Annotated in this window: 18 protein-coding genes; 16 read left to right on the top strand and 2 right to left on the bottom strand. The window is 54.1% G+C overall.

The genetic code is table 11. The annotated features are described in order from the left end of the window. The first annotated feature begins 129 nt into the window (after window positions 1-129). The 3 genes from DKK74_RS03910 (at window position 130) to DKK74_RS03900 (ending at window position 3,731) form a co-directional block, all read left to right on the top strand. Complete coding sequence (locus DKK74_RS03910; protein ID WP_110412903.1) at window positions 130-903, top strand: pseudouridine synthase; 774 nt, start codon at window positions 130-132, stop codon at window positions 901-903. Continuing rightward, a complete protein-coding gene (der, locus tag DKK74_RS03905; RefSeq protein ID WP_110412902.1) occupies window positions 900-3,008 on the top strand; it encodes a bifunctional cytidylate kinase/GTPase Der in 2,109 nt (702 codons plus the stop codon). Before DKK74_RS03910 ends, der begins: the two co-directional genes overlap by 4 nt. A 246-nt stretch (window positions 3,009-3,254) precedes the next feature. Then, the gene (locus tag DKK74_RS03900) at window positions 3,255-3,731 is read left to right on the top strand and encodes a GNAT family N-acetyltransferase (RefSeq protein WP_110412901.1); all 477 of its coding nucleotides are present in this window, start codon (window positions 3,255-3,257) and stop codon (window positions 3,729-3,731) included. A 446-nt stretch (window positions 3,732-4,177) separates the two neighbouring features. Here the strand turns inward: DKK74_RS03900 and DKK74_RS03895 are convergent, their stop codons facing one another. Further along, entirely contained in the window at window positions 4,178-4,906 is a 729-nt protein-coding gene (locus DKK74_RS03895; RefSeq protein ID WP_110412900.1) for an SdpI family protein, read from the bottom strand. Between the two features lie 10 nt (window positions 4,907-4,916). Then, a complete protein-coding gene (locus DKK74_RS03890) occupies window positions 4,917-5,255 on the bottom strand; it encodes a metalloregulator ArsR/SmtB family transcription factor (RefSeq protein WP_110412899.1) in 339 nt (112 codons plus the stop codon). Window positions 5,256-5,539: 284 nt separating this feature from the next. Here DKK74_RS03890 and DKK74_RS03885 point away from each other — a divergent pair, with 284 nt between their 5' ends. The 13 genes from DKK74_RS03885 (at window position 5,540) to DKK74_RS03825 (ending at window position 18,271) form a co-directional block, all read left to right on the top strand. Further along, on the top strand, window positions 5,540-6,214 hold the full coding sequence (locus tag DKK74_RS03885) for an HAD family hydrolase (RefSeq protein ID WP_110412898.1): 675 nt from the start codon (window positions 5,540-5,542) through the stop codon (window positions 6,212-6,214). A gap of 66 nt (window positions 6,215-6,280) precedes the next feature. Further along, window positions 6,281-6,958, top strand: coding sequence for an endonuclease III domain-containing protein (locus DKK74_RS03880; RefSeq protein ID WP_110412897.1), 678 nt, complete (start codon window positions 6,281-6,283; stop codon window positions 6,956-6,958). Window positions 6,959-7,272: 314 nt separating this feature from the next. Then, on the top strand, window positions 7,273-8,313 hold the full coding sequence (locus DKK74_RS03875; protein ID WP_110412896.1) for a zinc-dependent alcohol dehydrogenase family protein: 1,041 nt from the start codon (window positions 7,273-7,275) through the stop codon (window positions 8,311-8,313). A 315-nt stretch (window positions 8,314-8,628) separates the two neighbouring features. Continuing rightward, window positions 8,629-9,360, top strand: a complete 732-nt coding sequence (locus tag DKK74_RS03870) for an ABC transporter ATP-binding protein (protein WP_258334447.1) — start codon at window positions 8,629-8,631, stop codon at window positions 9,358-9,360. Window positions 9,361-9,392: 32 nt separating this feature from the next. Next, a complete protein-coding gene (locus DKK74_RS03865) occupies window positions 9,393-10,781 on the top strand; it encodes a hypothetical protein (protein WP_146210537.1) in 1,389 nt (462 codons plus the stop codon). 316 nt (window positions 10,782-11,097) lie between these two features. Next, complete coding sequence (locus tag DKK74_RS03860; protein ID WP_110412893.1) at window positions 11,098-11,631, top strand: ClbS/DfsB family four-helix bundle protein; 534 nt, start codon at window positions 11,098-11,100, stop codon at window positions 11,629-11,631. 201 nt (window positions 11,632-11,832) lie between these two features. After that, window positions 11,833-12,429: an RNA polymerase sigma factor gene (locus DKK74_RS03855; RefSeq protein ID WP_258334446.1), complete on the top strand. Its 597-nt coding sequence runs from the start codon at window positions 11,833-11,835 to the stop codon at window positions 12,427-12,429. A 14-nt stretch (window positions 12,430-12,443) separates the two neighbouring features. Next, on the top strand, window positions 12,444-13,289 hold the full coding sequence (locus DKK74_RS03850) for a hypothetical protein (protein ID WP_110412891.1): 846 nt from the start codon (window positions 12,444-12,446) through the stop codon (window positions 13,287-13,289). Between the two features lie 107 nt (window positions 13,290-13,396). Next, on the top strand, window positions 13,397-14,014 hold the full coding sequence (locus tag DKK74_RS03845) for a hypothetical protein (protein ID WP_146210536.1): 618 nt from the start codon (window positions 13,397-13,399) through the stop codon (window positions 14,012-14,014). Continuing rightward, window positions 14,011-14,769 carry a murein hydrolase transporter LrgB gene (locus tag DKK74_RS03840; RefSeq protein ID WP_110412889.1) on the top strand — a complete coding sequence of 253 codons (759 nt, stop codon included), beginning with the start codon at window positions 14,011-14,013 and terminating at the stop codon, window positions 14,767-14,769. Before DKK74_RS03845 ends, DKK74_RS03840 begins: the two co-directional genes overlap by 4 nt. Before the next feature lie 31 nt (window positions 14,770-14,800). Further along, window positions 14,801-15,661 carry an ABC transporter ATP-binding protein gene (locus DKK74_RS03835; protein WP_110412888.1) on the top strand — a complete coding sequence of 287 codons (861 nt, stop codon included), beginning with the start codon at window positions 14,801-14,803 and terminating at the stop codon, window positions 15,659-15,661. Window positions 15,662-15,719: 58 nt separating this feature from the next. After that, window positions 15,720-16,124, top strand: coding sequence for a DUF2511 domain-containing protein (locus DKK74_RS03830; protein ID WP_110412887.1), 405 nt, complete (start codon window positions 15,720-15,722; stop codon window positions 16,122-16,124). Window positions 16,125-16,585: 461 nt separating this feature from the next. Further along, window positions 16,586-18,271, top strand: a complete 1,686-nt coding sequence (locus tag DKK74_RS03825) for an MFS transporter (protein ID WP_309146455.1) — start codon at window positions 16,586-16,588, stop codon at window positions 18,269-18,271. Window positions 18,272-18,293: the final 22 nt, after the last annotated feature.

The raw sequence follows: 18,293 nt of genomic DNA, 5'->3' as shown, positions 1-18,293 counted from the left end.
CAGTTTCTAGCTTAGGGCAAGCCAACAACACTTCCCTAGGCTCCGATATAGTATGATATGACCTTTCGGCGGCTGCGGTCGCTCAGAACGGTATCCGTTACATATCTATCAGGCCACGTTGGGAGAACGATGCCACATCCATACACACAGGCGATCAGAGCGCACGAACAGCAAGAGGAGGGCATCCGCCTCCAGAAAGTGCTGGCCCAGGCCGGATTCGGCTCTCGTCGCAAATGCGAACAGATCATCACCCAGGGCAGGGTCGAGGTCGACGGCGAGCTGGTCACCACCTTGGGCAGCCGGGTGGACCCCTCCCGCCAGCAGATCCGCGTGGATGGATCCCGCATCCACCTGAATGACAAGCATGTCACCCTGGCCTTGAACAAGCCCCGCAAGGTCCTCTCGACCATGGACGACCCCAAGGGCCGGTTCACCTTGCGCGACATCATCGGAGACCGCTATGAGCGGGTCTTCCACATGGGCAGGCTGGACTATGACTCCGAAGGCCTGATTCTCATGACCGACGATGGGGAGCTGGCTCAACACGTCATGCACCCGCGTTACGAGGTGGAGAAGACCTATATCGCTACACTCAGCGGCCACATTGGCGGCAATGTCTGCAGACGGCTGGTCACCCAGGGTGTAGAGCTGGATGATGGCCTGATTCGCTTGGACCATTGCGCCATCATCGACCACAACCGCGAGCACACCATCGTCAAGGTGGTCTTGCACTCGGGCAAGAACCGGATAGTCCGGCGCATCTTCGGTGCCATCGGCTACCCGGTTACCCGGCTGGTGCGCACCCAGATCGGACCCATCCGACTGGGCGAGATTCGTCCGGGCTCCTACCGGGTGCTCTCCGCCGCCGAGATTAAGGCTCTTGATAAGGAGGTCGGACTGTGATCACCGTCGCCATCGATGGCCCTGCGGGGGTGGGCAAGTCCTCCACCTCGCGTGCCCTGGCCAAGCATTTCGGACTGGCCTATCTGGACACCGGAGCCATGTACCGGGCGGTCACCCTATGGTGCATGGATCGCGGGCTGGATCTGGACGCGGACCAGCCTGACCAGGAGGCGATCACCGAGGCCGTGGCGGATTCCATCACCGGCGGCCACCTGGTCATGGGGCTTGACCCCGAACGTCCCAGAGTCAGCCTGGATGACCGTGACGTGGATGAAGAGATACGCTCAACCGAGGTATCCGAACACGTCTCCGTGGTCTCTTCGATTCCAGCTGTGCGACATGTCCTCATCGCCGCCCAGCGAGCCATCATGGCCGACCAGGAGCGGGGTGTGGTGGCCGAAGGGCGAGACATCACCACCGTGGTGGCCCCGGACGCCCAGGTCCGTGTGCTGCTGACAGCCCGTGAAGAGGTCCGCCAGGCCCGTCGCAGCGGCCAGGCTCAGGCCGGATCAGCCGGCGCCGAGGATCTGGCTGCCCGGGATGCCCGGGATTCCAAGGTCACCTCCTTCATGAGCGCCGCCGACGGGGTTACCACTGTAGACAACTCCGATCTGACCTTCGAACAAACCCTGCAGGTCCTGATTGACCTGGTCTCCTCAGCCATGGAGGAGGACTCCTATGACGAGTACGCTCGCAACCTTGACGACTATGAACTGGACGAAGAAGACCGTGCCCTGCTGGAGGGCGGCTCTGAAAACCAGAATGACCAGGACCAAGGCCTTAAGGCCGTAGGCGTTCTGGCCGTGGTGGGAAGGCCCAACGTGGGCAAGTCCACCCTGGTTAACAGGATTCTTGGCCGTCGTGCCGCTGTGGTCGAAGACACCCCTGGCGTGACCCGGGACCGTGTCAGCTACGAAGCCGAGTGGGCAGGCACCCAATTCAAGCTGGTAGATACTGGCGGCTGGGAGAGCGATGTGGAGGGCATCGAATCCGCCATCGCATCCCAGGCGCAGGTAGCCGTATCACTGGCTGATGCCGTCATTCTGGTCGTGGATGGCCAGGTGGGGCTGACCGCCAGCGACGAGCGGATCGTCACCATGCTGCGGGCCGCCGGCAAGCCGGTCGTCCTGGCCGTCAACAAGCTGGACGACCGGATGGCCGACTACACCGCATCCGAATTCTGGAAGCTGGGCCTTGGCGAACCCTATGCCATCTCCGCCATGCACGGCCGGGGGATAGGCGACCTGCTGGACGCAGCGCTGGAACAGCTCAGCAAGGCCGAGAAGACCTCGGGCTTCCTCACTCCTGAGGGTCTGCGCCGGGTGGCCCTGGTCGGACGACCCAACGTGGGCAAGTCCTCCTTGCTCAACCAGCTAGCCCACGAGGAGCGGGCCGTCGTGCACGATGTGGCGGGCACCACCCGCGATCCGGTCGACGAAGTGGTCCAGGTGGACGGCGAGGACTGGCTCTTCATCGACACCGCCGGCATCAAGCGCCGCCTGCACAAGATTTCGGGTGCCGAGTACTACTCCAGCCTGCGCACGCAGGCGGCCATCGAACGCTCGGAACTGGCGCTCATCCTCTTCGACGCCTCCCAACCCATAGCCGACCAGGACTTGAAGGTCATGAGCCAGGCCGTGGATGCTGGTCGGGCCATCGTCCTGGTCTTTAACAAATGGGATCTGCTGGACGACTTCGGTCGGCAGCGTCTTGAGCGGCTCTGGCAGACCGAGTTCGACCGGGTCACCTGGGCCGAGCGGGTCAACCTGTCTGCGAAGACCGGCTGGCACACCAACCGGCTGGCCAGAGCCATGCGGACCGCTCTGGAATCGTGGGACAAGCGCATACCGACAGGCAAGCTCAACTCCTTCCTGGGCAAGGTTCAGGCTGCGCACCCGCATCCGCTGCGGGGCGGCAAGCAGCCGAGGATTCTCTTTGCCACCCAGGCCTCCACCAGACCGCCGCGTTTCGTGATCTTCGCCACCGGCTTTCTGGAGCACGGCTACCGCCGCTATCTGGAACGCTGCCTGCGCGAGGAGTTCGGCTTCGAAGGCACCCCCATCCAGATCTCCGTGCATATCCGCGAGAAAAAGAAGCGCAAATAAAGATGGTAGAAGGTCCCTAGCCCGGCTCTTAAGTCAGCCTAGGGACCTTTTCATACCCCTGCAGATTGGGCGCAGCACATCGATCATCTCACTCCAATAGCCTCGCAATGCAAACTTGGCTGACAGTATTTGTGTCTGTCCCCCAGTTCGGGTTTTATTGATTAACCTTTGGGTCACTTAAACAAGATCTCTTGACTATTTCTACCGATATTAATTCGGAGTCTGCACATTGAGTAAGGAGTAAATATGATATTTAAGAAAATAGCACACTTAACTCAGGCAAATGCAGACCAGATCGCTAGAAAATGGCACTATGGTGGCCAATACAGCTTCTATGATATGGAAAATGATCTAGAGGATCTTGAAGAGATAATAACTCCGAAGTTGCGTGGAGATAAGTATTACCAGGTTGTGGATGATCAAGATGAACTGGTTGGTTATTTTTGCTTGGAAAGGCTATCAGAGGAAAAAGTAGAAGTTGGTTTAGGATTGAGACCGGATTTGACTGGACACGGGTTGGGATTAAATTTCGTCAAAGGAATCGAAGAATTCATGCAGAATAATTTTAATTATAGAATTATTGTTCTTTCAGTAGCCAGCTTCAATAAACGTGCAATTAAAGTTTATCAGGGCGCAGGATTTAAAATAACGGGTTCTAAAATGCAAAAATCGAACGATGGCGTATATGAATTCCTTAATTTAAGCAAGACTATGGATCGGTAATAGGACGTACGAACTTCCCTGATATCTAAACTGACTAAATAGCTAAACGAATTTTATAGCGTGCATGCAGAAGATCGCCTAGTATGTAGCCGGTCGTTATTGGGGTAATTAGATGAGAAAGGTGATGTTAAAGCTCTTACATCTCCAACAATCCCCGATAGGAGCGCACTGCTTTCGTCCTCATTTCGAGTGCATTCAACCTTGTTGCCATGAAATACAGGGTTTGTGCGGTGTCTGTTATTCCAGTTTCTAGGGTGAGAGCAGATTGCCTGTCCAGACTGTTGCAGCTTGGCTCGTGAAATGATACTGATGATGAAGGACCGTGTTGGCGGGTGCTTGATTTGATCTAAATCAGCTTTGAGTCCTTCAACGGACTCAGGAAGTTCTTACTTGTATCCTGAGCTGTCATTTACAGTCTCTTTTAGCTCACGCATTGCATACAGGAACTAACGGTGGTAGATAGGTTCTCCCTGCCCGGCATACTTTCTGCCAGCGTATGAACCATAGGCACATATGAGTACAAGGACGATTGCCAGAGCGGTTCCACAGATCCAGTAGAGCCTGACTCCGCTATAAGCCAGGGCGGCCAGGATCATGACCACGCCCAGAATCATGAAGAGCACCCCGCCAAACTGCTGACAACGGCGCCAAGCCTCGCGGCTGGCGTAGGCACCTGGCACTCGAAAACCGCTGATGCCGTTGGGTCTGGTTTTAGGAGCAAGATTGCCGATGACTATGAGAGTCAGACCGGTCAAAAGCATGGCGACCTTATCGATGCCGAAATCCGTCGGCCACCAGTCCCAATGCGGATCAGCAACAGCTAATTCGAACAGATCTATAACCGCAAAAATAATCTGCATGCATAGACCACCAAGCAGAAAAACGGTCAAGGTATGCCCCGCTTCATCACCACGTTTAATCAAATATGCGCGCAGGACGAGCATGAGGATGGTCCAAATCAGCGCAATGACAAGGCAGAAGCAGGGCATCCAAACCAGCTCCTGGGGAGAACCCCAGCGATCCACCTGGTTCTGTGCATTCCAATGAAGCGGGACGTTTTCATTCGGCAGACGATTGACCACTATGCGGCTTACGCCCAGCATGATTATCCCCGGCAACCACTGAGCCGCGACAAGGGTCGGGACGAACCGACCCGCTTTGCTGCCATCCGTCATGAGAGTCTCCTTAGGACTCGGAAACTGTCGTCGAACCAGTTTCCTTGCTCACAGTCTGCGGCTCGGGCAGACTTCTCTTGTCGCTGGCGCTGGTCCGCAGGCGGTAGAGCCACTGAATAGTGCTGTCCAGCACACTCAGATTGAGTTCGTAGATGACCCTGGTGCCCTGCTTGTGGCCGACAATCAGGTCTGCTTCTTTCAACTTCCGCAGATGATAGGACAGCTTGGATGGCGTCATTCCCAGTTTTTCGGCCAGGCGTCCCGCCTCCATGCCGCCCTGCTCCAAAAGATCCAGCACACGACGACGCAGGGGATCAGCCAGAGCCGCTGTTGTTTCTTGAATAGCCATAAGTCTCCTTTTTCGATGATTTTCTCTAGTATTTGCATGCTAACATTGTTTCAACCAATATTGTATATATTCTTCAACTTTTATGTGCTTTTCGCTCGCTGAGCGCAAAATAATTGACAATCGCTGAGATTAATAGCTTGCATGGCAATATTAAACTGTTGAACATACCTACTTTTCTGAAGCCAAGGCTGATTGGCGAGAACATTGATTCAAAACCGGTGAGCCAGACCCGATCTGAGGTCATGCTACTATAAATAACTTCGGCGAATAGGAGAATTTGCAGCATGGGCGAAAATGGAATAAAAGTCAACATTTGCAAGGCTGCTATCTTCGATCTCGACGGCACACTTCTGGATTCTATGGGAGTCTGGAAGGAAATCGACCAACGATTCTTCGCTCGCCGCAACATCCCCATGCCGGATGATTACGCATCTGTGGTGGCCTCCATGCAGACCGGTGCCATCGCCAGATACACCATCGACCGCTTCCACCTTGACGAGTGCCCAGAAGATCTTGTGGAGGAGTGGAACGAGGACGCACTCCTGCTCTACGCCACAGCTGTGCAGCCCAAACCACATGCACTCGATTACCTGCAGGCGCTAAAAGCCAGCGGTGCCGCTCTGGCTGTGGCAACCAGCCTCCCTCCGCGCCTGCGACAGGCTGCTCTGAAGCACGCTGGGATGACCGATTGTTTCGACCAGGTCTGCAGCGTGGATGATGCCAAAAGCATCGGCAAGGAGGAACCGGAAATCTACCTGTTGGCTTCACAGATGCTGGGCGTCGCGCCCAACCAATGCACAGTGTTCGAGGATCTTCTGGTCGCCGTCGATTCCGCCAAGCGGGCTGGGATGAAGGTCTGGGCCATGTACGACCAGTCTTCGGCCAAGGATTGGGATGCCATTCGCTCTGAGGCTGATGGCGCTATCACTGACTTCGCCCAGGCGCCTGCCATTCTCTGACTCGCTCCGCACCGGCTGGAGCCAGCTGTTACCATGAAAAGCGTCAAGTAGTTTGGTGGAGGCGTTATGGGCAATTCAGGCAGGATAAATGCCGGTTGCTCAAAGTGGCTGTATTCACGTTTGCTCGCTCGTCTGGGATTGCAGAATTGGTGGCCGGCAGAGACCGACTTCGAGATGATGATCGGAGCTGTGCTGGTCCAGCATACGGCCTGGGGAAACGCGGCCATGTCCATCGAGCAGCTGCGCAAGGCCAACCTGCTCAACCCCTGCAACATGGCCGACGTCGACCTGACAAGGCTGACAAACTTGATCAGATCAAGCGGCTTCATGAAGGCCAAGGCACGCACCTGCAAAGCCCTGGCTCAGTGGCTGCTGGCTCATGGCATCCGCACGGCCGATGTGGAGGACTGCGCGGATCAAGGTCTGCGTGACAGCCTGCTCACGATTGCCGGGGTTGGACGCGAGACGGCGGATGTCATACGGCTTTATGCATTCGGCCAGCCCTGCTTCATCTGGGACGCCTATGCACGCCGGATGTTGGACGGTCTGGGGTGGGCCTCCTTGCGGTCATACCAGGAGGGCGAAGAGTACGAGACGGATTTTATCCGGGTTGATCAATGGCCACTGAACGATCTGCGTGAATATCACGGGCTGATTGTCCAAGCAGGCAAAAACCATCGCAACCCCCAGGCCTACGCTGCCTTCCTTACTGAACTTGGCAGCCCACAAAGCTCCTCCAAATGAGTTGAATCGTTGAGGTTCGGCCTATGACGTGCATGCAAGGATGCATACGATTTATCACAAGACGTATGACGATACCTCAATACGCCACCTCTACATAGCAACCCTCATACGGCACCCCTATACAGCACCTATATATGGCTGCATCTTATGACCGTATTCCCGTGTGACAATCTTGTCCGCACCTCTGTGAATCGCACACAATAAGGCAATAAGGCATCGACTTGACTTCAAGCGAATTGAACTCCGTAGACTATGTTTCATCCGCATACTTGGCAGACATATATGCCAGGTAGTGAAGAATGGGGAGCAGGAGCATGAAGGCAGCAAAGTTTGTAAAGCCGGGCCGCATCGAGCTGGAGGAAGCGCCGATGCCGACCATCGAAAAGCCCAGAGATGTCGTGATTCGGATCGTCCGGGCCTGCGTGTGCGGATCCGACTTGTGGTGGTACCGGGGGATTTCCTCAATGCCCTCAGGCAGTCACGTAGGGCACGAAGCCATCGGCTTGGTCGAAAAGGTGGGCTCCGATGTCACCCACGTCAAACCTGGTGACTTCGTCATAGCGCCATTCACCCATGGCTGCGGGCACTGCGCGGCCTGCAGGGCCGGCTTCGACGGTGACTGCCTTGATCCGGACAGGCGGGGGAGCGGCGGCTACCAGAGCGAGTATCTGCGATTCACTAACGCGGATTGGGCGCTGGTGCAGATTCCAGGCCAGCCTGAGGACTACAACAACGACATGCTCGACTCTCTGCTGACCCTCTCCGACGTAATGGCCACGGGTTATCATGCAGCCGCAACTGCCCAGGTCAAAGAAGGCGACACGGTCGTGGTCATGGGCGATGGAGCGGTGGGTCTGTGCGGAGTCATAGCAGCCAAGCTGCGTGGGGCCGAACGCATCATCGCCATGAGCCGGCATGAGGACCGCCAGAAGCTGGCGCGTGAATTCGGAGCCACTGACATCGTGGCTGAACGCGGCGACGCTGCTGTGGAGCAGGTCATGGCCCTCACCGACGGAGCAGGAGCCGATGCGGTTCTGGAATGCGTGGGCACAGAACTGTCCACCGATACTGCCGTCAGAGTGGCCCGGCCCGGCGCAGTGGTCGGCCGGGTGGGCGTGCCACAGCAGGCTACCATGGACACCTCTAAGCTGTTCTGGCGCAATGTTGGGCTGCGAGGAGGCACGGCCGCAGTCACCACATATGACAGGCATCTGCTGCTTGATCAGGTGCTCAAGGGCAGCATCCAGCCAGGCAAGGTCTTCACCAAGCGCTTTGCCTTGGATCACATCCAGGAGGCCTATGAGGCCATGGACCAGCGCACCGCCATCAAATCCCTGCTGCTTGTTGGCGAATGAGGCTGCAGCAGTAATGAGCTGATTCTCGGCGCTGCTGACATTACCGGTGGCGCCGCGTAAGCATGCCTGCCTGAACATGCCTCTTACTCCGAAAAAATCAGGGCCGAGTCAGGGATAATTCAGGGTAAATCAGGGTATTTCATCCCTTCTTTCGCTGATATCAATGGAAGTGACTGATGACGACAAGGATGACCGTCATACAGGGTCAAGCGACGAACGAGGGCACATGACATCTGCGAGGCGAATCAGCATTACTGAGCGTAGATGCCTCGGTCTGGAAGGTCGTCGATGATCATCCAAGGGAAAGATGCAACTATGAATAACCCCAACGTAAGCGAAAGCAGAGGCCCGACACCAACGATTGAAGCTACGGGGCTGTCCATGGTGGTCTCCCCGCGCCGCGGCGATTCACTGACCATTCTCAATGACATAGCATTCACTGCCTATCCGGGGGAGATGACCGGCATCATAGGGCCGTCAGGCAGCGGCAAATCGACGCTGCTGTACTGCCTGGCTGGGCTGGAGAAGGCCACTAGCGGCAATGTGCTTCTGCTGGGCAAGGACATAACCCGTCTGGGGCTGTCGGCCATGACCAAGTTCAGACGCCAGCATCTAGGCTTCGTATTCCAGTCCTACAACCTGATCACCAGCATGACAGTCGAACAGAATCTGGCTCTGCCATTCACCCTTCGCGGATCCCGCTTTCCTAGAAAGACGGCGGATTCCCTCTTGAAGTACTTTGGCCTGATCGATCAGAAAAAGAAAAGCGTCACCCTGCTGTCTGGCGGCGAGCAGCAACGTGTTGCCCTGGCCCGGGTCCTGTTGTCCGACGTAGACGTGGTATTCGCAGACGAGCCGACTGGCGCCCTGGATCAGGAATCCGGAGAAAAGGTCATATCGGTGCTCAAGGAACTTGCCAACCACGAAAAGAAAACCATCGTACTGGTGACGCATAACAATGAGGTGGCAGGTCAGTGCGATCGGTTGTTTGCCGTGCGCGATGGCCGTATCAGCCAATCATTCTCTGCGAAAGCGCCCATGGCATGAGAGGCGCTCTGTCCGAACTCAAAGCAGCGCCCATGGTCTGGAGCGCCGTCTTACTGGCCATGGTCGTATCCCAGACTGTCATCTGCTCCCTCATTGCGGTCGCCGCAATCATTGATCAGGACTATCAGGGCCCGGAGCAGGAACTTGGATCCACATACACTGGTCCCGCCTTAGCATTCAGTGTGATCATCACCGTAGCTGTGCTGCTATGGGTCATGAACTCAGCACTGAATCAACGACGGCATCAACTGGCGCTCATGGTTTTACAAGGCGCTCTGCCTTGGCAACTGCTGGCCTGGAATCTGCTGATAGTCATTGGATTATTCATCCTGTCTGTTGCAGCCACCTGCCTTTTGCTGCCGGTGATTACGCCCTTGACCTTCGCCATGGTGACAAATCCATTAGATTTGCATTTGACCTATGGCGGCAGCCACCTGTTCGATTCGCCGGGCAAAGGCCTCGCTTTCAGCTCTGCGCCCATCTTCATAAGCACCCTGTTGACTATCCGTTCGCTCTCGAAAATACGACCAATGGAAGCCCTCAGGCAATCCCAGAATCCGCCAAAGCGGATAGGCGTCTTCCGCTTCCTCCTGGGACTCGTATGCTTGATTGGTGCTGGCTGCATGTTGCTGATTCCAGCTTTTGCACTTGCAACTAACCCTCCTGCCAGTCAGATGAGCAGCGATGCCGCTGCGGATCGGATGACGGTATTTCTCGCCTTCGCCATGGGCGGCATGTTCCTCCTGATATTCTCGCTGGCGGCTTTCGCGCCATACCTCTTGCCCGGCTTCACGGCGATATGGACACGTATTGTGGCGTTGCCATCCAGAACCTGGAGGCTGGCAGGCCAGCAGGCTGTCGGCAGCATACGGCGCCAGGGAGCGACGATAATCCCGATGACTGCGGGTCTATCATTGCTGATGACCGTCGGCGGAGGGTTGAGCACAATGATCACCACCTTGCTAGTCGCTTTTCCCCACACACCAGGCAGCACTGTTCCGGCGACCACAGACATGTTTGCGAGTCTCTCGGCGCTCACTGGACCGCCACTGATCATCGCGATAACAGGTGCAATTGCAGGCACCTTGATCACTTCCAAAGGCAGAGGACTTGATCTGGCGTTGACCTACGTATCAGGTGCTGGAATCGGCCAGCTCAGAGTATTGGGCGCGCTTGACGGCATCATCACTATGATTACCAGCACACTGTTCTCCCTGGTCATCACCTTGCTCTGCACCTCATCCCTGACTTTCATGTTCTCACGCTTCATGGGCAAAGCACAGATGAGCGTGCAATGGGGCGCTTGGATTGTAGTGGTGCTCATCGCATCCCTGCTTGGTGCCGCAGCCACAGGAATCCAAGCCCTGACCACCAGATTCGAGAACTCTGTCAGTGTCATATCGCATGCCATCGGCGAGTAATAAAGCCTCGCTGCATGCACGCGAATACATATTTGAGCCAAGCCAAGCCTGCCGACCTCTGCCATTCCTTCATGTCTCTTGCTAAATAAATTAAGTCGGTATATGCAGCGCTCGGCTTAATGAATTTAATTGGTAGGTAGATGCGACTGTGAGTAATTGATGGCTTTCCACCAGTACACGTAAGCACTTGAGTTCGCGACGATTTCCTACACGCGAGCATTTGTAAGGCTCATATAGGGTACAGTCGATGACAAACTGAGACAGGTGACGATGGACCAGTCAAATCTTGTCAACAACAGACAAATGGAGGACCGTCATGGCGCGACCTACCACCAAGGAAGAACTCATCAAGGCGGCTGATGATGGCTTCGACAAAATCATGGCGCTGCTTGAGCCGCTGACACCTGAAGAACGCAATGGCCGCTTTTCCTTCGACCTGAGCAAGGAGAAGGGGGCCCATTGGGCACGCGATAGGAACATCAAGGATGTGCTCGTCCATCTCTACGAATGGCATCAGCTGCTGTTGAACTGGGTGGAGGACAACCAGCAGGGCAGAACGCACGACTTTCTTCCTGAGGGCTACAACTGGCGTAATTACGGCGAGATGAATGTGAAGCTGCGGGACAAGCATGATGACACCACCTACAATCAGGCTCTGGACCTGTTTATCGAATCCCATAAGAAAGTCATGGCCCTGGCGCAATCGTTCACCAACGAACAGTTGTTCACCAAGGGCGCCCTCCCATGGACCGGAAACTCTACCTTGGGCTCTACCTTCATCTCTTCGACCTCCAGCCACTACGACTGGGCCCTGAAGAAGATACGGAAGTACTTGAAAGGGCGTAAATAAGCGCCAGGATACCTGAAAGGAATCAGCTTCATACAAGACAGTAATGGGTTGCCCTGCGACCAGATTCACAGTATGGGCGACCCCAGAAGCAGCATCTCAGCATATTCGTAATAGCAATGAAGCATAACCGCGATAACCGCTTGCATAGCGGTATGCAAGACCATATCTAGGATGTAGACAATACAGAAAAGGACATCATCAGTGAAACGATCTCGCATTGATCCAGATACTGATGATATAAGGCTGATCAAGATGGTGACTGACGGAAATGAATCGGCTTTTGAAGCACTTTACAATAAGTATGCCCATACCGTCCAAGCCTTTATTTCCTTGCGAATATCCGACGATGAGGATGCCAGCGAAGTTTTTGCTGACACTTGGCTGGGCTGCTGGCGTTCCTCAAAAACCTTTCGTGCAGACAGCAAGGTGCTTACCTGGATACTCAGCATTGCCCGACGGCAAATCTATATGAAATGTCGCAAACCGAAACCACCTGACCAAATGGATCAGATGGAACTTGACTCGATAACCGATGATCAGCTGGAGCCTGTGGAACTGGTCAGTAAAGATCTGACGATGGAAATAATACGGCAAAGTATAGACGCACTCCCAGCAGAAATGGCATACACGGTGACGCTGGCATGGCTTCACGAGTTACCCTACCCGGAAATAGCCTCCCTGCTCGACGTTCCGGTCGGGACCGTGAAGTCTCGTATTGCCCGGGCAAGACAGATCCTGCGCCCGCAGTTGACCGACCTCGCTCCTGTCAAAACCCATAAAGTGCCGAGCCAGAGATAATTGAAGGGGTGATTATGACAGACAAATATAAGAGCACAAGCCCAGACAGCACAGGCCCGGTCACCGAAGAATACCGGGGTGAAGTTCAAGAGGCGCTTAGGGAAAAAGAGCAGAATGCCCGACCACCAGTTCCGGCTTTTACTAGCGTAATGAAGGCCATCCACCAGAAGCCGTCACTGGTAACGGATCAACCGATACCATTCATGCGTCGAGTACGTTCCTGTAGCCCACTTGTTCGAGCCCAATTCCGCCTCATACCGCGATATATCTTACTGGTGGAAATTGCGATAGCAGCATGCGCGGTTTTAATTAGCAACGTTATGCAAGGTGCACGGTATGGCAGTCTCGGTACGCATATCTTTTCAAATATACTCATGCTCAACATGGCACTGACCATGATCCTGGTCTTTTCCATTAAAGATGATCGTGAATTAATGCTCAGTATGCCCCTGGGACCTCAAGTTGTAGTAGCTTCTAGGCTATTGCTGGCCTTTATCTCCAATATTGTCGTCGGGGGAGCAGCCTTATTGATTGTCGCTGCCATCAACCCTGGAATAAGGCCCCTGCCGGTTATTGCCCAAACCATAGCCCCCATAACACTCCTGGCGAATATCGTGGCCCTCTTATGCATATGGCAATGCTCTTGGATTGCACTGCTCCTAGGGGTACTTGCACCACTATTGAGAACATGGCAGGGTTTTAGGTCATCATTTTTCCTACCGGCATGGGTCAATTCGGCACCCACTACAACCGCAGCCTGGGCAGGGTTCATCCTCGTTACAGTGGGACTCATATCTGCTGTTATCCTTACAGCCCCCCTTGCCTGGCATACTCGACTCGCCGGTGGAGATAAAAATTAATGAACCTTTCCATCCTCTCTCGCTACTAACTAAGCAGACGGAACGTGTAGCGAGCAATGTCTGGCGGCAGCCGAGGCCAAAACCAGATATGAGGAAGGTGGACGAGGTTGGCTTTCGTAGGTATACAGCTCAAAAGGCTTTATAGGCTGGTATTACTGCCATTCATACTGACCGCAGGTATTCTTCTTGCGGGCTTCATACTGGAAGGCAGTTGGTCACCGGGTCGCATACGACCAGTTATGATGGTTCTCACTCAGGTGCCAGTAATTGCTGCTGCCCTATGCGCAGCTTTTGTGCTCAATGGTGACCCAATCATTGAACTTGCTGAGTCAACTCCAACTGGATGGCGGAAAGTTCAAGTGACCAGGCTGCTTATCATTACCGGGGCAAATCTTACTGCCGCAGGCCTTCTCTTTATCGGCTTGCATGTGATGCAACTTTGGCCACGTGACATGGGATGGGTGAGCATCATTACCCCGGTTGGCAGTATGTTCATTGTCAACTGTCTGGTTTTCCTTATAGCCGTACTCACCCTGTCTATGCCAACGTCATCGCTGGCTTCCATAACTATTTGGCTGTTTCTATGTTTTATATGGGATCCATACATAACCGATCCGGTCCGGCAACGACTCATTCCATTGTTTGTTGCAGCGGCAGGCGCAATCTTCGGATGGAATATGTGCGGTGATGCGGAGCGCAATGTCGTAAAGGTCGCTGCCCTATGAGGATACTGAGCCTTATACGCATCACGCTACTGATGTCTTATCGGCGCAAAGCCTTGTGGATAGCCAGCATACCGCTGGCGCTCTTCGCACTCTTTTTGGCCTATGCCTCTCCCATGTCACCTGGACTCAACACCATACAGGGTCTTGTCTTTACCGGACAGGTTCTTGCCATCTTCACCGCGCTGGCATACGCAGCATCCTTTAGCGACCTGATGACTGCCGGCAGACGAACAGGAATGGACGAGCTTGAATCCACCTCCCCCTTACCTATGGCTGTCATCCGCTCAGCTCATGTCCTGGGAGCATGGGTCATCTGCATATCATCCTCCCTGCTTTTCCTGGTATTGATCGCGGTCTACCAAACCTTCCACGGCAATGGCAAGGCAATACTCGTGGCCCTGGCAGTAGCACTTGTCATACTCTCGCCATCAATGCTGATAGCTATGGGGATATCCGCCCTGCTAGGAGCCCTGTTGCCCACAATCGTAGCCCGAATTCTTGCCGTCCTGGCATGGGCCTGGCTGGCTTTCTATACCCCCCTATTGCCACTTCCAACACTCAATGGCGGCCCGCTGGCCGTCATTGGCGATCCCATTGCACAGGGATGGTTCCATACCAATCCTATGTACGTACCGGCGAACGGCCCCTTTACCGTCCAATCAGGAGTCATATCCCTACTCTGGCAGGTGTGTATTATCTTCCTCCTTTTCACTGGTGCAAACATAGCCTCCAACCACATAAAAGCTCGGGTCTGACTATCTACCGACTTTGAAAGGAATTACCCACATGTTTATCTCAATTGACCATCTGAGCAAGGATTTTCGGGGGAGACCGGCCGCTTTAAACAATCTGACCGTTGATCTTCCACAGGGCATGATAGGACTTATTGGTCCAAATGGTGCCGGTAAAACAACCCTCATGCGTATTCTCACCGGAATAATCAAACCGACTAAAGGTAAGATTTTTATTGATGGACAAGACCTCTCTTCACCGGCCAACAGGCGAAATCTAAAGCGACACCTGGGTTATCTGCCACAGCACATCACCCCCTACGACAAATTGTCGCCACTTGAATTCCTTGACTATATCGGCATCTTGAAAATGATCGACAATAAACGTGTACGGCAGGAGCAGGCACATACCCTCCTGGAACAAGTGGGGTTGGAAGACGTGACGAACCAACCTATCGGAGGGTTGTCCGGGGGTATGAGGCGCAGGGTCGGCATCGCACAAGCCCTTATGGGCGACCCCCAGCTACTGGTAGTCGACGAACCCACAGCGGGGTTGGATCCCGAAGAGCGCATGCGGTTCCGCACACTCCTTGCCCAACTGGGACAGGATCGAACCGTTATCCTCTCCACCCACATACTCGATGACGTTGCACAATCCTGCCCTTGGGTGTGCGTATTACGTTTCGGACGCAACCAGTATGACGGGCCGACTGAGGGGCTGATCCATGAAGCTGCCGGTCATACCTGGATCACGCCCCCCATCGCAGCCCCACCGGATAATGCCACAATCGTCAACGCGGAACCCACACCACAGGGGACAAGGTACCGCATAGTTACCGATACACCGCCCGCGGGCTCTGTCGAAACTGCGCCCAATCTCGAGGACGGATATATGGTCTTATCCAGTGAGAGCTAGATACCGCCTCTTACATAAGAACACCTAATACTCAGGTACGAAAGAACGTTGAATAATTATGAAGCGAACCAAGCAGAGCCTCAGGACCCTCTCCCTTATATGCGCCACAATTATGCTGACAGTGGGGGTTGTCGGCTGCACTGATGGCATGAAGCACCCTGAAGAATATTCCACTGATAGAAGCAATAAGGTTGCAGCTACCAGTAATCCACAAACAATTTCCAAAGAAGATCTGGGACACACCTGGCCTCTCAAGGTAGATGAGGGCACCGTATCATGCAAGCTCAGTAAGCATGGAGACCCCATCCTCCGCTTTACCACCTCAGATGGCGCACAGTACGCGCTGAACCAGGTACAAGACAATGAGAATCTCAAAAGCATTGAAACATTAAAATCAGATAAGAGTAAGTCAGTAGGAATTCTGATGAGTTTCGCCTTCTCGGTCTGCGACATATCAAAATAAACCAATTTACAGTGCCCAACAGATAGCCAAACGGTGGGCAACAATGACGACAGGTCAACCAGGTTGACCGCGTGGAGAATGTCCTCACATTGCATTGTCTGTCGCTGATATTACTCATTCATAGCGTCAGGCGAATCCCGCTCACATTGGCCAGTGGAGAAGGCAGTTGCTCACGGGTCTTCTGGGTAATCTGCCTGCCATCACTATTGATTTCCCCCCCCCCACCAATTGGCTTATAAAATCATTCGATAAACTGCGAGACAGTACTTTTCCCAGCACTAGAGGGCCCTATAACTCACACAGTCAGATTTCCGCAAACTGTTGCATCGTTAATCTTCTAGCCCCAGCTCTGACACGGCTGACATCATGTCATCCGAATGGGGGACAGAGATATAGCGACTGGGATGACATAAGAAGCGAGCAGATCTTTTTACTCTCATGGTGTAGCGCCTCCAAAGCCGATTACAGCGATACCAATTGCGCGAACACGAAAGAGAGACAGCATGCAAGATCGCGAAGTCAAAAGACAAGAAGACCCCTTGCCAGTGATTGAGGGTTCACAACCTCCTATCAATCACAAAAAACTCAGCCTGATCATGATTGGACTTATTGTCGCCGTCTCTATGACCAACATAGATTCGACAATCGTCTCCTTATCGAGTCAGGCAGTCCAATCAGGTCTGGGTCTGACCGCAAGCGGCATACAGTGGATTGTCAACGCCTACATGCTGGCTGCGGCCGCCACTTTCCCCATCTGCGGGCATCTGTCTGATCTAGCGGGCTACAAGCGCATCATGCTTTCAGGTACATTCCTTTTTGGAATTGGCAGTTTATGTTGCGGACTTGTTCCTGCAAATTCAGTCTCGCTGATGCTGATGATCTTCTCCCGAGCGCTCCAAGGCATTGGTTCAGCCATGATGTTCCCGGCCGCTATCGGTATTCTGTTCTCCTACTCGGCCGAAAACAGGAGGGCCGGAAACATGGCTCTGTTCTTCGCCATCACAGGAGCCATGACATGTTTGGGCCCCATTCTGGGCTCTTGGCTGATTCAATACTCCTGGCGCGACATCTTCTTCATCAATCTGCCTCTGGCTCTGGCGGCAATCGCCATGATCGTCTCGATGATTCCGAAGGACTCACCCACAACCGAACACGGCAGTCAGCATATTGATTGGGCTGGCGGCCTGGCCGTAGGACTCGCCATGATAGCTCTGATCGTGCCGATTCAACAGGGCAGCACCGTTGGCTGGTCGGATTGGCGCATTATTGCCAGTTTTGGTGCCAGCCTTGTGCTATTCCTGGTGTTCGGCTTCTGGGATTCGCACGTTGACAATCCAATCATTAAACTCAGAATCTTCCGCAACCCACCATTCGACATTTCCCAGCTCGCCATGTTGGTAGCCGCCGTGATCTTCCAACCCATCATGTACTTCCTCAGCGTCTATGGGCTCCTTGCACTCAACCGGTCAACATTGATGACCAGCCTATTCATCCTCTACTTTTTCTTAGGTTTCCTGGTTTCCGCCTTGTTAGGCGCCCAACTCTTCAACAGACATGGCATGAAACCGGTATTGCTGATTGCCGGCTTGATAGCCGCAACGGGTTTCTCCCTCATGTCGCTTACAGCCGGTTCACTCGATAAAGGTCTGCCCTCCAATACCGTCTGGCTGTCACTTTCCATGGTGGTTGCGGGTGCAGGTATCGGATTCATGTTCTCGCCATCATCCACTGATGCGGTCAATCGGGCCATCAACGCCTCTTATGGCGAAGTCACTGCCATCAATCAGACCTTCAAAAACTTCGGCGGCGCCTTGGGCATGGCAATGCTTGGACCATTGTGCACCCATTATTTTGCCCTGGATATTCATAAAGCCTTGGGCAAGTACGGAGTAAGTGCATCCCGAGCGCAAGCCATCGCAGATACTATTGGATCCGGAACTTCGGCAGGTGCTCAATCACAATTCGCCAGTATGCCCCGATCCATGCGGAATATGATCAAGCCTCTGATCAGGGCCTCCTATGCCAGCGGCAGCAGCAAGGTCTTCCTAGCAATGGGTTGTCTGTCCTTGCTATTCATTCCCTTGGCTCTCTTGTATCCCCGAAAAGGCAAGCAAATTTTCGCTGGTAAGACAATCAAAAACCAATGAAGATCCCGGTTTCGAGGCTCGG

It is taken from the genome of Bifidobacterium asteroides (assembly GCF_003202755.1).
In the GTDB taxonomy this organism is placed as follows: domain Bacteria; phylum Actinomycetota; class Actinomycetes; order Actinomycetales; family Bifidobacteriaceae; genus Bombiscardovia; species Bombiscardovia asteroides_F.
Note: the sequence above shows the minus strand (reverse complement) of the source record. Positions and strands in the feature narration are given on the sequence as shown.